At 56.6% G+C, this 15,101-nt stretch carries 12 protein-coding genes; all 12 read right to left on the bottom strand.

Features of this window, described 5'->3' with window-relative positions:
- Window positions 1–79 precede the first annotated feature (79 nt).
- Window positions 80–736 (bottom strand): hypothetical protein, encoded by a 657-nt coding sequence (locus AC6ROY_RS19255; protein ID WP_500102224.1) that lies wholly within the window; start codon window positions 734–736, stop codon window positions 80–82.
- Between the two features lie 218 nt (window positions 737–954).
- Entirely contained in the window at window positions 955–2,154 is a 1,200-nt protein-coding gene (locus AC6ROY_RS19250) for an RHS repeat domain-containing protein (protein ID WP_500102223.1), read from the bottom strand.
- Between the two features lie 349 nt (window positions 2,155–2,503).
- Entirely contained in the window at window positions 2,504–3,451 is a 948-nt protein-coding gene (locus AC6ROY_RS19245) for an acyltransferase domain-containing protein (protein ID WP_500102222.1), read from the bottom strand.
- Complete coding sequence (locus AC6ROY_RS19240; RefSeq protein ID WP_500102221.1) at window positions 3,451–4,089, bottom strand: malonate decarboxylase holo-ACP synthase; 639 nt, start codon at window positions 4,087–4,089, stop codon at window positions 3,451–3,453. The genes AC6ROY_RS19245 and AC6ROY_RS19240 overlap by 1 nt, the downstream gene beginning before the upstream one ends.
- A 3-nt stretch (window positions 4,090–4,092) precedes the next feature.
- Entirely contained in the window at window positions 4,093–6,018 is a 1,926-nt protein-coding gene (locus AC6ROY_RS19235) for a biotin-independent malonate decarboxylase subunit beta (RefSeq protein ID WP_500102220.1), read from the bottom strand.
- On the bottom strand, window positions 6,015–6,308 hold the full coding sequence (locus AC6ROY_RS19230) for a malonate decarboxylase subunit delta (protein ID WP_500102219.1): 294 nt from the start codon (window positions 6,306–6,308) through the stop codon (window positions 6,015–6,017). Before AC6ROY_RS19230 ends, AC6ROY_RS19235 begins: the two co-directional genes overlap by 4 nt.
- Before the next feature lie 588 nt (window positions 6,309–6,896).
- A complete protein-coding gene (locus AC6ROY_RS19225) occupies window positions 6,897–7,958 on the bottom strand; it encodes a triphosphoribosyl-dephospho-CoA synthase (protein ID WP_500102218.1) in 1,062 nt (353 codons plus the stop codon).
- 13 nt (window positions 7,959–7,971) lie between these two features.
- Window positions 7,972–9,630 (bottom strand): malonate decarboxylase subunit alpha, encoded by a 1,659-nt coding sequence (mdcA, locus tag AC6ROY_RS19220; RefSeq protein ID WP_500102217.1) that lies wholly within the window; start codon window positions 9,628–9,630, stop codon window positions 7,972–7,974.
- Window positions 9,631–9,637: 7 nt separating this feature from the next.
- Window positions 9,638–10,507 carry a carbohydrate ABC transporter permease gene (locus AC6ROY_RS19215; protein WP_500102216.1) on the bottom strand — a complete coding sequence of 290 codons (870 nt, stop codon included), beginning with the start codon at window positions 10,505–10,507 and terminating at the stop codon, window positions 9,638–9,640.
- A 1-nt stretch (window position 10,508) separates the two neighbouring features.
- A complete protein-coding gene (locus AC6ROY_RS19210) occupies window positions 10,509–11,471 on the bottom strand; it encodes an ABC transporter permease (RefSeq protein WP_500102215.1) in 963 nt (320 codons plus the stop codon).
- Between the two features lie 212 nt (window positions 11,472–11,683).
- Window positions 11,684–13,192, bottom strand: coding sequence for an extracellular solute-binding protein (locus tag AC6ROY_RS19205; RefSeq protein WP_500102214.1), 1,509 nt, complete (start codon window positions 13,190–13,192; stop codon window positions 11,684–11,686).
- 100 nt (window positions 13,193–13,292) lie between these two features.
- Complete coding sequence (locus tag AC6ROY_RS19200; protein WP_500102213.1) at window positions 13,293–15,101, bottom strand: cache domain-containing sensor histidine kinase; 1,809 nt, start codon at window positions 15,099–15,101, stop codon at window positions 13,293–13,295.

Genomic DNA, 15,101 nt, shown 5'->3' with positions numbered 1-15,101 from the left:
ACCTTGGTTTAGAAGTTACTGACAGCATATGCATACGCCCATGGATGGGTGCGAACAAGGAAAAGCAGATCATATTGGATTAATAGTCTAATCCCATGATCTGCCCCATGATTTCTTCTGCTTCCCAATACTGCTTCACAGCCGCTTCCTTTACATCTTCATGGCTTCTTCGAATTAGCATCCCGAAACCGGGAGCTTGAAAAAAACGAGCCGATAACCCAATTTCTGTACATAGCTCAAAAACCAGGCGCACGGTGCTTTTAGGCAAAGCCTGACTGCTCGCTGTACTTGCCTGTATTTCCGTCAGCAGTTTGATTAATTGTTCAAAATGGCTGCTGCTGACTTCGGACCTTTCTGCCAGATCGTTCAGGATCAGTCTTCTTAGATTTTGAAGCAGCGTCACGCTTTCATTCGGCTTATCGTCCCCGTCCGTCAGTAAATCAACGTATCCGTCTCGCAACTGCTTAAAATAAACGAGGTATTGGTTTTGAACGATTGAGTCGCGAATGTAATTGGATTCTATCAGTACCATTTGCGTCGTATAATACACTTCTCTCATTAATTGTTTAGCAATGACGTCATGCCCTGTCAGCAAAGTTTTATATCTCGACATCAATGTCAAGTATTGCTGCAAGAGATGTTCATGATGCTGGAGCTCTTTGATTCTGGCCAGACGCAAAACTTCGTTAGATACCTGTTCCATGCTGTGGAGCAAGCTTTCTGCCGGACTGCTCAATTTTGTGCCTCCATTTGTAGCTCGAGATAGTTTCCTTTGGAACAACCGTTCTTAAACTATGGTAATACTAGAAAAAACCACAAAGTGGGAGTTAGTCACATTGTGGTCAATCATGGCTGCTGAAACCCGGATTTCCTTGATTTCTACTGAGAACTGTTTATTTTCTGAGATCATAGCTGGCTGTATCGTTACAATACAGGAATACCTGTTTTATGCAATTAATTAAAATTGAGAATTGCTCGTCTTGAACGCATGTTTCCATTATGATCGTAGTCAAATGTAAATAATCGTCCAGCAGGATCCCACATATATCTCAAACGATTATTACGATCATACATAAAACTGCCACTCTGGCGATCAAAAAGTTTAAAAGCCACCTCATCAACATCCAAATAAGCCGCTTCTTCTCCTCCAACTCCGAATCTGATTGCAACAAATGCCGTCTCAGGTTTTAGCAGATACATCTCTACTTGGTCATGCCATTTCCAATCTCCCTGGTTATACCCATGATGAGTCTCATGAATAACTTGATAGTTAGCATCCAGTTCTAGCAAACTCATCTCGGCTTGGCTGCTTTCGTTTAATGTATATCGCATCATGGCTTCGAGTGCGTAAAGCTGACCTCCAATTACAGGTATACGCTGCGATACGACAAATTGTCTTGAATTTGAATCGCCGTTTCCGCTAAAGAGACGTAGATGCTTGTTTCCTGCGACAGGCTCGTACATCCCCACTTCTGCATAAGCTCCCGTGCTGATCCCATTGCGCCAATTCGTGGTCCAGAACTCAGGCGAACGTTCATCGCTGGTTACCGATTCAAACCCTCCGTTTATGTCTTGCTCCTTCACCTCTATCTGGTCCACATCAAGATGTGCGCCCTCTTCGCCGCCAACAACCAAACGGATTGCGAAAGAAGCGGCTCGAGGCTGGGCCATAAACTCGATGTTCTGACTATGCCAGCTCCAACCCCCGTTTTGATAGTGCCAAGGAGTAACAAGAAGCTCATTTCCAAGCTTGTCAAACTGAATGATCTCCCATCCAGCGATTCCTCCTGCTTGGACCGTATACCTCATTTCAGCTGTAACCTGGTAGCTACCCCCTGTTCGGATTGGTATCGGATTGGATATAGCATACTGATAGGACTGCACATCTCCAGTTCCGTTAGATAATCGGTATACATAGCTCCCATCCATAGGATTCACACCGGAGACTCTATTCGCGTAAAATCCGCTACTGCTGCCATTTCTCCAGCTCGTTTCCCAAAAATCAGGCTTTCCGTCATGATTTGAGTCGAGTTCAAAGCTTCCATTTACAGACTGAGCCACGGGCTTGTAAGCGGCGTGGGCCCCGGTTGGAAGTACAAGCAAACCGGTTATTGCTAGGGCCAGACCCATTTTAATACCAGCCAATCTAAACATGTTCATCCCTCACTTTGTTGCTGCTTTTACGGCCAAATTCCAATATATCACATAATCTTACATCGATCTGTAGGTTAAAATGTCGAATGAATTAATTTAATGTAAAAAAAGCATAAAAATTAAAGCGATGGTACATTCAACTCCAAACTTAACAAGTTGTCGATACTACAGTTCGTTTTATAGGACAAGCAGTTTGGTGCTGTATGATCGGATATTCATGCCAACCTACTCAAAGCCAACAAAAAACAGGCTGTCCCACAAGTCATCAGGATGACTTCGGAACACCCTATTTATAATAGCAATAAGCGACTGCGCGCTTTGTTAGGCTCCCCACCAATAGCTGTCTGCATCAGAGCTCTGTAGTCGCCCCCGCCCTCATCCTCGCAATCGCCCAGTCTAATCCTGTTTCGCCAAGCGCCGCAAATTTCCCTGCCTCCGGCTGCTCCTGCTGGAGCAGCCCGGTTAGCACGCGGCCGGGCGGCAGCTCCAGCCAAAGGCGAACGCCCAGCTCGCCGAGCAGCGCGGTCGCCGAGTGCCAGCAGACGGGCTGCGATGGCCCGAGAGCCAAATCCTGCAAAATAAGGCGGCCAGTCCGCAGTTGTCTGGCGCTGCGGCCCGATATGTAACCAAGCTGCGGCTCACCGTAAGCGATATCCACCATCCGTTCACCCAGGCGGCGGGAAACAGGCTCCAGCAACGCGCAGTGCGACGGCACAGCTACCGGCAGCAGCTCGGCTTTGCGCGCGCCTTGGTCGCGTGCCGCCAGCAGCAGCCGCTCCAGCGACTCCAGACGTCCCGCTACAACGAACTGACGGAGCGCGTTCAAATTCCCTATATAGGCCTCGTCTCCCCGGCGCTGTGCAGCCAAAAGCAGCTCGCGAACTTGCGGCTCGCGTAGTCCGGCAATGACGGCCAAGCCGTAGCCGGATGGAAACAACGTTTCCATTTGCTCGGCCCGCAACCGCACCAGCTCCAGCGCGTCGCGAAAGGTCAGCACTCCAGCGGCTACCGCCGCGCCAAACGCTCCGACCGAATGCCCGGCGACGAAATCCGGCAGCCCGCCCTCCAGAGCAAGCACATGCGCGGAGGCTACTGCGCAGACGAGCAGCCCCAGTTGAACAGCAACCGTGGAACGAAGCGCTTCAGGCGCATCCAGCAGTCGGACATCCTGATGCAGCAGCTCCGAAGCTTCAGTTAACACGGCGGCTGCGGCGGGATGCGCGGGCAGTCGGTGCAGCATGCCTGGCTGCTGTGACCCTTGACCCGGAAACAACCAGACGGTTTGCCGTTTGCTCATCAGCCTTCCTCCTCTCTGTGCCGCCAAGGATCGCGTACAAGCCGCGGACCGGCCAGCGTCCGCAGCAGCATCGTGCCGCCGCTGGCCGCCAGTTCAGCCAGTGCAACTGCCCCGCAGGGTGCTTCCACCTGCGCATCAATCCGCACCGGCAGCGTCTCGTGCATCCGCTGCAGTTCCTGCGCAAGACGCCGGTCCAGCGGCAGCGATGAACGAATGATCATATCAAGGTCGCTGTCCGGCCGAGCCACAGCCGTACCGCTAGCCAGCTCAAAACCAACACTGCCTGTCGGCCCCCAGCATAACCCGAGATCGGCATAGTAGCTGATCAGAAGCTCCAGGGACCGCCGCAGCTCCGCAGGCAGACTGCCGAGCCGTTCGCCAGCAAGGTTCGGCGCGACCAACTGCTCAGGCTTCAAGCAGCGCTGAACAGCCTCCAGCGGCACAGAAGCTGCCAGCCGCTCGCTGCGATCTCGCCCGCGCACGCCGACAGGCACAAGCCCGCCGGTGATCGGCGCTCGCCGTACAACGACCCAACACGCCCGCCCAGGCGCTGCGGACACCCAGTCCGGCGCTGCGGCCTCCGTAAGCAGCGCTTCGGCAGACATCAGCTGCAGCAAATCATGTGCCCGCAGCTCCACCCGCTACCCCCACTGCTCCGCCATCCGGGCGCGCACCTCAATGGACGCGGAGCGGCTGCGCTTGGCTTCAGCAGACATGAACCTTGTCCGCAGATCAGGAGACGCCTGCCGGACCTCCGCGATGGCTGCGGCCAGCTGCTGCTGCACAGCCTCCGCATGTTGCATGGACGGAGCGGCGGCATCTATGCCGGTCAGCTGAAGATGCAGCGCGCCGAGCGTAGCGAAAGCTTCAATGTCGTAAGCGGCGGCCGGAAACAGCCGTGCAGCCGCCTCCAGCTGTTCAATGCTGCGCCGGGTGACGCGAGCAGCCGAAGCCTTGGACATCACCTGCACCGCTACGCCCGGATCATGAAGCGCGATCAGCCGATTGGCCTGAAGACCATGCGCCAGAAAAGCTCCCGAGATCGCCTGGCCTACGATCAGCCCGATTACCGGATGCCCGGCCAGCCTCGCGCTGGCGTAGGCATCAGCCGCCGCAGCCAGCGCCTGATGAATGCCGAGCAGCTCTTCGCGGTAGCCGTACGCTTGGCTCGGCACATCAATAATAGCGACAATTGCACGACGCGCGCCTTCTGCATCCTCGTGAATCGCCTGTCTGACGACGTCGGCTATCGCCCAGCCCTCTTCCAACCCGACCTCACCTTGCCGGGCGCGGGGAAACCGATTCTGCGCATCAGGTACAACCGCGACATAACGGACACGCTCCTCGCCAATGAAGCCGTCTGCGCTTAAAACGGACCGCATTCCACTGGACACAAGAACTCCCTGTCCTCGAAGCAGTTGGAACCACACACGGCCACGGCTGGCTGCCTCCGGCTCGTCTGTTGCCTGTTTTTCCAAATAAACATGACCTGCAACCGCTGCATCCACGTTCGACTGTCCATCAGCCCCTTTGCTTGCGGTCGTATCCTCCACAGCCACATCGTCTGACTGCCCAGCAGCCCCATTGCCTGTGATCGCAACCTCCGCGCTCACATCGTCTGACTGTCCAGCAACCCCGATGTAGGCTTCCATCTCTCTCACATCCAGCTGCCCGGCGGCGGCTTGATGTCCCAGCAGGGCTCGCCTCCATGCGGAATCGTTATAGTCACGCCCCCAAATCTCCCTCAGCGCCTGTGGAGTAATCCGCAGCTCCGGGTCGATGGCAGCCAGCCTGGCCCGGAAAGCGGCCACCTGCTCCGAGCGGGGCCTGCTGTCAGCCGCACGGATTGACGCATATTCGCGCAGCAGCGCGTCGCGGATCATCTGACAGTCGTCATCCACCAGCACGTCGGCCATGCCGATTGCAAAACGCTGCTCGCCGCCAACCGTTTGCCAGATCAACGGCCGATCGCTGGCATCCCATTCAGCTGTGCCTGCTTCCTGCTCGATGACCTCCGGTCCGTTGAGCTGCAGGCGACCTTGCCGGGTCATGATCACCGAGCTGCACAAACCGGCTGTAATTGACATCCCGCCGAAGCAGCCGATCATGCCCGCGATGACGCAAATAACCGGCTGTACATGACGAAGCGCAATCAACGCGGCATGAATGTCAGCGATCGCCAGCAGCCCGTAGTTGCCCTCCTGCAGCCTGACGCCGCCGCTTTCCAGCAGCAGCACTGCCCGCGTCGGTATGCCGTTGCGGTTATCCGCCAGTGCCAGCTCTAACGCTGCAGCGATTTTCGCGCCAGCTACCTCGCCGATGCCGCCGCCCTGGAAACGCCCCTCCACCGACAGCAGGACAGCAGGCTCGCCGCCCAACAGCCCTCGCGCAGCCACCACGCCGTCATCACTTTGCGGCACGATGCCAAGTCCGGCCAGGTGCGGAGACTCCAGCTTGTCGAAGGGACCAAGCAGCTCCCGGAACGTTCCGGCATCCAGCAGCGCAGCTGCTCGCTCCCGCGCACTTCGCTCAATCAGACTGCTTTCGCCAAGTTGCTTTATCGTCATGCTTCCAGCACCTCCACCGCTTGCAGCAGCCGCAGTCCAACAACCCCCGGCGTTGCGCCAAAATCGTTAATTTCCATCACAACAGCAAGCTCATGGGTCTGGAAAAAACGGTCCATAACGGCTTTCCACGTATCGCCATAACCTCCCGCCGACGTACGTATCCATACCTCCGCCTGCGCGCTGTCGGAAGGGCGGATCAAAATTTCCAAATCGCCGGAGCCGACCACACCCACCTGAACGGTCCGATTGATGTGCTGCTTGGCCTCATACAGAAATTTGAATGTTTGCATTCCCACTTGTAAGCCCCCTTTCCGCTAAACTACTTACCCGTTCCCCATTTCCTTGCTGCCCTTTCAGCTCGTGCAGCAAACCTCAATAAAGTCCTCGCTGGATGTCGCCATAAAGTATGAGCGCCGGATCGCGCCCTCCTTTCATCTACCGTCACGAGTCTAAGCTTCAGACGGCGGACTCTTCTTGTCCACAATTGTCCATCTCCAGCAGACACGTGTCTTTTAAAAAGTGGACATTCCCCCCGCCAGTCCTCCTAACGCCCACATATCCATATATTGATCCTGGAGCTCCTGCAACTACCAAATCTGGCTTCAAGCTTGCACACCCTCGTACGACCATGATGTATTTGCATGTCCACCCTTCAAAAGACAATTCCTTGTAAAAGTCCTCTCTCCGAGGACACTCTCCGATCGGCGGAAATGGCACTCTTAGCCCAGCCTCCCAAATAACGCAAGCTGCTTATCTGTAGAAATGATTACGTTAGGCGGCACTAGCTGCTCGTCTCCGCATGCTTTGAACAATCGGGACGGCGGCTTGACCTTGCAGCTAGTTTGACTCATGCCAGCCTATTGGCTGTTCGTCTCGGTTCAACAGGTTTGTGCTTTTTTTGCCTGCAGCTCCACCTGTATCTCCATTACAGGTACCGTGCTGCACGCTTCGAGCCGGTCCAGCAGCAGCGCAGCAGCCAGCAGATCGGCGCTGCCTCCGGGCGAAGCGTGCAGCCTGAGCAGCTCCTGATCCAACTGGCGGATAGCAGCCCAGCCCTCTCGGGTGGCTGCTCCCCCTAACGTCAGACATCGGCTTGCCCCTTGTCTCGCCGCTGTCAATGCTTCGTGTCCGCCGCGATGAAGCAGACACGTATCCTCCAGTTGGGCCATCAGCGCCAGTAGCGCCTGCAGCCTTGCGTCACGCTCAATCAAGCCACTTCGCCGCGCACGGCGCAAAGCAGGCAGCGCTACGGCCACAACATGCGGAAATCCATCCTCGGCTTCCCCTCGCGCACCGCGCGACCCATACAGTCGGCGGGCGCGCTGACCGTTTGACAAGCCAGCTGCGCTGCCGGGCGCAAAGCGATCCGGGCAACGCGCCAGCCAGCCGGCCGTCTGTGCAATTTGTTCCGCTTGCCCTGTACAACCACAAACGGTTCCATTTTCGCCAAACCTTCCGCTCGCCTCTGAATCCCGAGTTGGACCCGTGCCCCTCCATTCGCCATCCGCTGATTCACTCGCTCCACGCCACTCACGCCCTGCTGCATCCCCCAGCTCACTGCACCCGCATCCACGGCTCACCAGCGCGGCGCCTGCGGTCAGCAGCCCGAGCGCCCAAATTGCGCCACGGTGCGTGTTGATCCCGCCGGTTGCGGCAAGCATCGCGGCTTCGCCATCACGGCCCAGCTGGCCGAGCCGCTCACGCAGCTGCTGGCCAGGCGACCGCACCCATGTCCAGGCGGCGGCGCCCATTGCGCGGAACGCAGGCTCCAGCGCAAGCGCCGACGCCTGCATCAACGCAAAGCTCATGTCGCGATGGCTGCCTGCCGAGTCGCGGTCCACCAGTCCAGGCTTCGGCGTCAGCGCCGCTTCGTCGATCAACGCCGACACTGCCGCCGCCGCAAGCGCCGCTCCGCAGTCCTCTGCTGCTGCCCATTTCATCCGCATCACCTGCCTACCAGCTGCGAAATTTGGCGGGCGGGCTGTACAGCCCATCCGACCATTCAACAAGCTCCTCAATGCTGCGCGCCGCCAGCAAGGAGCGTTTGGCTTCGGTCCGGCGAATGCCCAAATCCTCCGGAAATGCCACCAGCCCCTCGCGCCGCAGCTGATCGTTCAGCGTCAAATCATGGCTGCGTCCAAGCGGCGTAACCCCCGCCACTGCCGCCAGCGCCTGACGACGCTCCGTCTGATCTCGCGCCTTGTACAAATAAGCGATGCCTTCCTCCGTAATCACATGCGTTACATCGTCGCCATAGATCATTATAGGCGCAGCCGGCAAGCCGGCCTGCCGTCCGACCTCCAGCGCATCCAGCGATTCCACGAAGGTCGGCGCATCTCCCTTCTGGTGTGTTTCCACCATTTGCACGACCAGCTTGCGGCCGCGCACCAGCGGATCGGACGCGCCATTCGTCATCAGGCTCAGCCACGCCGGAGAAGCATGACGCCGTCCGCGCGGGTCGCTGCCCATATTGGGCGCGCCGCCGAATCCCGCCAGTCGGCCCAGCGTCACCGTTGAAGAATTCGCGTATTCATCCATTTGAAGCGTCGAGCCGATAAACAGGTCCACGCCATACAAGCCCGCCATCTGGCAGTAGGCGCGGTTCGAGCGCATGCTGCCGTCGCGGCCTGTGAAGAAAATATCCGGCCGGGCCGCGATATACCGCTCCATCCCGACCTCGCCGCCGAAGCTGTGTACGCTGTCCACCCAGCCGCTTTCAATCGCGGGAATTAAGGTCGGATGCGGGTTCAGCGCCCAATGCTTGCAAATTTTGCCCCGCAGCCCCAGCTTTTCGCCGTAGGTCGGCAGCAGCAGCTCAATGGCCGCCGTATTGAAGCCGATGCCATGGTTCAGCGACTGCACCTGGTGCTTTTCGTACACGCCGCGAATGGCCATCATGCCCATCAAAATTTGCAGCTCCGTAATTTGCCGCGGATCGCGCGTGAACAGCGCCTCCAACTGATACGGCTTCGTCGTGGGGATGACGACATCGACCCACGAGCCGGGAATATCGACGCGCGGCAGCTCCTCGACCACCTCGTTTACCTGTACGATCACAATACCGTTTGAGAAAGCTGTCGCTTCGACAATCGCAGGCGTCTCCTCTGTATTTGGACCCGTATACAAATTGCCCTGCAAATCGGCCTTATCCGCAGCCACCAGACACACATGCGGGATCAGGTCAATAAACATCCGGCCGTACAGCTCCAGATATGTATGGATCGCCCCGATATCGATAAAGCCGTCCTCGACCATCTGCGCCACCCGCAAGCTTTGCGGTCCCGCGAACGAAAAGTCCAGCTTGCGAGCAATCCCCTTCTCAAATACATCCAGATGCTCAGGCCGGGAAATGCTGCTGATCAGCAGATGCAGTCCGCTTACTTTAGCGGGATCAAGCCGGGCCAGCGCCCCCGACAAAAACGTCGCCTGCTTCTGGTTATTGCCCTCCAGCGCCACCCGATCGCCCGAACGCAGCAGCAGCTCCAGCGCATCGACCGCCCGCTCCTCCGCGAGCAGCGGACCGCGCAGCCAAGGCTCAATCCGCTTCATCCGGCGCTGCTTCTCATCCCGGCGCGTCGTCCAGCTGCGCACAGCTTCCATTGTCTCCATCATGCGCCGCTCACCCCTTCACCGATCCGACCAGCATGCCCTGGTTGAAAAAGCGCTGCAGGAACGGGTACACCATAAGCATCGGCAGCGCCGTCAGCACGACGCCGGCCATCCGCACGCCGGGGCTGTATTCATAACCGCCGGGCAGCGTCGCAATCGTCTCGTCCGGCTGGTTCAGCATTTGCCGCAAAAACACCTGCAACGGCCATTTGTCCTGATCGTTCAAATACAAAATCGCCGAGAAATACGTATTCCAATGCTCCACCGCATAAAACAGCGTAATCGTCACAATAACCGGAATTGACAGCGGAATCATAATGCTCCACAGCAGCCGGTATTCCGAGCAGCCGTCCATCCGCGCCGACTCCTCGACCTCGGCCGGCACCCCGGCGAAAAACGTCCGCATGACGATCAGGTTAAACGGCACAATCGCCGTCGTCAGAAACAGCGCCCACATCGAGTTCAGCAGGTGCAGCTCACGGACGACCAGGTACAATGGAATCATCCCGCCGCTAAACAGCATCGAAAATACGATCAGCAAATTGATCGCCTTGCGCCCGGTCAGCCAGCTTTTCGACAGCCCGTATGCCATCAGCGAGGTGAGCACCATATTGATCAGCGTACCGATGACCGTAATGTAAACGGAGTTCCATAGCGATAGCATAAAGCCGGGGTTCGTCAGCAAATACCCGTACGAATTGATCGTCCACTCCTGCGGGATCAGGAAGAAGCCGCGCGACAAAATTTCATGCTTGCTGGCAAAGGAAGTCAGAAACACGTACAGCAACGGGAACAAAATACAAATCAGCGCGGCCGCCAGCAGCCCGTACACCAGCCCCTGAAATAACGGGTCGCGTCCTCTCGCATCAAAGCTGCGCATGCTAATACACCCCTTCTTCGCCGAATTTTTTAGCCAGCCGGTTTACCATGACGACCAAGGCCAGACCGATCACGGATTTGAACAAGCCAATCGCTGTCGGATAACTGAAATTGCCCTGCAAAATGCCGTTGCGGTACAAATACGTATCAAAAATATCCGAGACCGCCATATTCGCCGGGTTTTGCATCAGCAAAATATGCTCGAAGCTCAAGTCCAGCACGTACCCGACCCGCAAAATAAACAGGACGATAATCGTCGTGCGCAGCGCAGGCAGCGAAATATGCCACAGCTGCCGCCACCGTCCCGCGCCATCCATCACCGCCGCTTCGTACAGCGTCGGATCAACCGCCGCCAGCGCAGCGAAGAAAATAATGGCCGCCCAGCCGGCTTCCTTCCACACGCTCTGCAGGTTGTACAGCACGCGGAAATAATCCGGATCAGTCAGCAGCTCCAGCGGGGCGAAGCCCATACTAACGAGCAGCTGGTTGATTCCGCCGTCCTGCGTGGAGAACAGCAGCACCGTGATGCTGACTACGATGACCCACGACAGAAAATGCGGAATGTTCAAAATCGTCTGCACTGTCTGCCGGAACCACCGCGTGCGCGCCTCGTTCAGCAGCAGCGCAAGCACAATCGGGGCCGGGAAAAACAGCAGCAGGTTCAGCCCGCTCAGCAGCAAGGAGTTATTAAAAATTTGCCAAAAATCCGGGTCCCCGAACAAGCGGGCGAAGTGGTCTAATCCGACCCAGGGACTTTCGGCAAAGCCGATAAACGGATCATAATCCTTGAAGGCCAGCAGCACCCCCAGCATCGGCAAATACTTGAATACGATAAAATAAATCAATCCCGGAAAAATCATCACATACAACGGAATCCCCCGCCGCAAGTTGCCCAACAGCAGCCCTCCGCGCGCCGCCTTGGGCGAAACGTCGCTGACCAGACCCGCTTTCATTTCTTTCTCCATTCCGCTCCCCCCGTTTCTTGCAGATCCTGCTCCGCATAACTCAAGTATAGGGGCTGCACCCGGACAAGACATGATCCGATCTTGCGAAACAAGGACCGATTTTGCGATCCTGATACCGCTTCCACTTGTGCTTGCTTTCTGCGCAAAAACGCCTTCATCCCCGCGTCCCCGCAGGTTTGAAGGCGTACCGACCCGATTACGCGAAAACCGGGTTATTTTTTCTTAAATTCCGCGTTGATTTCCTCGGTGATTTTATCCCCGCCGTTTTTCTTCCACTGGGCGATCGCATCGTCGATGCTATCAACCGGGGATTTGCCCATAATGATGCCGGTCATCGCTTCGATCATCTTCTGATCCAGCGTTTGCGCCGATTTATTGGCTGTATCCGAGAACAGGCCGGCGCCTGCGTTAGGCGTGCGATATTTCGCATTTTCCTTGAACCAAGGGTCCATCTGCTTGATCGCGGCATCGCCGTCCCACAGACGAACGGACACAAACGGATCGAAGCGCCGGATCAGCCAGAAGGACAGCAGCCACGGACGGTCGGTGTCAAACGCAGCAAGCTTCTCGTATTTGCCGTCGGCGGTTTTTTTGTAGTGAACGCCCTCGACGCCATTTTTAATCAGCTGGAAGCCCTCGTCGGACAGCATGTAATCAAGCAGCTCCAAAATACGCTCCTGCTTCTTCTTGTCGATCTTCGCGTTGATCACGACCTTGTTGAGCGGCACCGTGGTCGTCGTGCCTTGCAGACCGGTCGGCCCCTTAGGCGGCGACAGCTGAACGACCTCGGCCGTCGGCGTAATTTTTTTGATCGCAGGCAGCGCCTGGCTGTATACGGTCGTCGGCAGCACGTGTCCGATGCCCAGCTTGCCGCCCTCGAATTTGAAGTCAGGGTCCTTGACCTTGTTCAGCGCAAAATCCTTATCGAGCACGCCTTCCTTATACGCCTTTTGCAGGAAGGCGAGCAAGCTTTTCAGCTCGGCCGACTGGGCCTGCCACGGCACAAGCGCGCCATTCACTTCCTTCCACCCGTTCGCAACGCCAAACGCCATCTTGATCGGGTCCATCGACGCGTCGGTCGTGAAGTTCGGCATGCTGATCGACAGGCCGATCGTATCCTGCACGCCGTTGCCGTCCGGGTCCTGCGTCGCAAACGCTTTCGCAACCTGGTACAGCTCATCGGTGGTCGTCGGCATCTTCAGCCCCAGCTTATCCAGCCAATCCTTGCGGATCGCCATGGAATCGCGCGTATCGGCGACATAATACGGCAGGCCGTACACCTTGCCCTTCGGATTTTCAACCTTGATCGCGTCTTCGCCCAGATGCTTTTTCAGATTCGGATACTTGTCCAGCACCGGCGCAATGTCCAGAAAAATCCCTTTGTCCCGCCACTTGAGGAAGTCATCGCCCGCGATCATAAATGCATCCGGAAAATCATTGGAGGCTGCCAGCACGCCCAGCTTTTCCTTGTAGTTATCCGCAGGAATCCAGCTCATCTTCAGATTAATGTCCAGCTTTTTGTTCAGCTCGTCCAGCACCGGATGCTTCTCCGGCCACCCGCCGCCCTCATAGCTGCTGGTCATGAATTTCAGGTCCAGCTTTTCCTTCTGTGAGCCCGCCGCCGGAGCGCCGGAGCTTGGAGCCGGTTCGCTTCTGGGCGCACAGCCTGCGAGCAGCGCTACTGACAGAACGAACGTTACGGAAGCTTTAAGTGTATGCATACGTTTCATATCCCCCTTCGTATCTAGGTCCCTACGTCCCTAACTATAAGAAGAATAGCGCGAAATTACCTTATCCAATTTTGCGATTTCACTACGAATCCTACGTTTCCGGTCCATCCAGCCGCAGCGGAATCCGAATCGACACGACGGTGCCGCTCCCGGCAAAGGAGGAAATGTTCAAGCCGTAGCCCGTCCCGTATTTCAGTACGATCCGCGCATGCACATTCGACAGCCCCAGCGACTGGGATTGCACATATTCTTCCTCCACCCGCTCCGAAATACGCTGCAGCTGCCCTTCGATGTCCCGCAGCGTTTCCTGGTCGATGCCTTTTTTGCCGTTATCGGCGATTTCCAGAATCAGATCACGCTCCTCCATGAAGGCGCTGACAAGGATGGTGCCGACGCCGGACTGGGTTTCAATCGCGTATTTGACGGCATTTTCCACCATCGGCTGCAGCGTCAGCTTGATAATCCGCGCCTTCAGAAACCGTTCATTGACGTAGATGCGGCTCTGAAAGTTTTTCGGAAACCGGATATGGATAATGTCCAAATACTTGCGCAAAATGGACAGCTCCTCCTCCAGCGTCACCTCCAGATCGGAGAAACGGGCCGTGTACCGGTACACGTCAGACAAGTTTTGCGCCATCCGTTCGATCGTCGGAACCTGCTCCAGATAAGCGATGCTCTTAATAATGCCAAGCGAGTTGTACAGCAGATGCGGATTAATCTGATTTTGCAGCGCCTTGATTAGCGCATCCTTCTGCTGGAGCTGCAAATGCACCTCGTTCAGCTTCAGATTCAGGTTGGACTGGATCAGCTCGCGCAGCCTGGCCGCCATATTGTTGAAGCTGCGGAACAGCTGCTGAAATTCATCGCGGCCCTCCGTAGGCTCGGAGCGGACGTCCAGATGACCAAGCGCCACCTCATTCATCAGCCGCTTGAGCCGTAGAATCGGGCGGACGAGCCGGTTCGAAACATATGGAATGACGAGCAAAATGAGCAGCGCAATAATCGACAACGCCAGCAGCACCGACGAACGGGCCGAGCTGAGCCCCGCAGCTACCTCGCGGAACGGTACCATCGACACGGTCTCCCAGCCGGTCAAGCTTGACGCGTAGTGAGCGACCAAATATTCCTGGCCGTTATAGGTTTGCAGCAAAATCGGGCTGGTATGCGGCAGCTGCAGCTGGCTAAGCGGCGTCTCCGCCTCGGGCTGGCCGTTATAAGCATGCTCCGGGTAATAAATAACCGTTTTCCGGTCCTGCGACAAAATAAAAAACTGTCCCGTCTCCCCCAGCCGTGTCGCCTGAAACGCCTGCTCCACCTCATACAGCGAAATATCAATCACCAGATTACCGATCAGCGTCAGGTTCGTCTTGTCGTACACCGGCAAAATGATCGAAATGACCGGCTGGCCGTTCGCCTCGTCATAGCGGGCCTGGTGCGTCTCCAGCACCTTCAGCTCCTCCGACAAAGGACGGCCGTACCACGGCTCCTGCCCGTAATTCGCCTTGCTCGTCGATTGCGACATCGACACCAGCGTATGATCGCGCGAGATCAGAAACATATTGCGGATCTCCGAATAATTAAGCGCCGTATAGCGGCGCAGCTCGTATTCGACCGCCTGCACCTCCTCGTACGTCGGCTGCTGCGACAGCAGCCAATGCTGAACCACGTCGCTCCCGGCCAGCCCCTGCACCGATTGCCCGAACAGCCGGAAGTAAAAATCCAGATGGTAATTCAGCCGCAAAATCGCTTCCCGCGAAATATTTTCGAATTGCTTCTGCGCTTCCTTCCCATAGTAATAATTCGAAAACAGGAAAAACAGCAGCAGCGATATGACGCTGATGCTGTAAAAGGCAAGCACCATAATAGCCCGGATCGACATGCGGGGGAATAAAACCTTCAT

This window comes from Paenibacillus sp. sg306046 (assembly GCF_059821225.1).
This window is presented reverse-complemented; position numbering and strand designations above follow the sequence as displayed.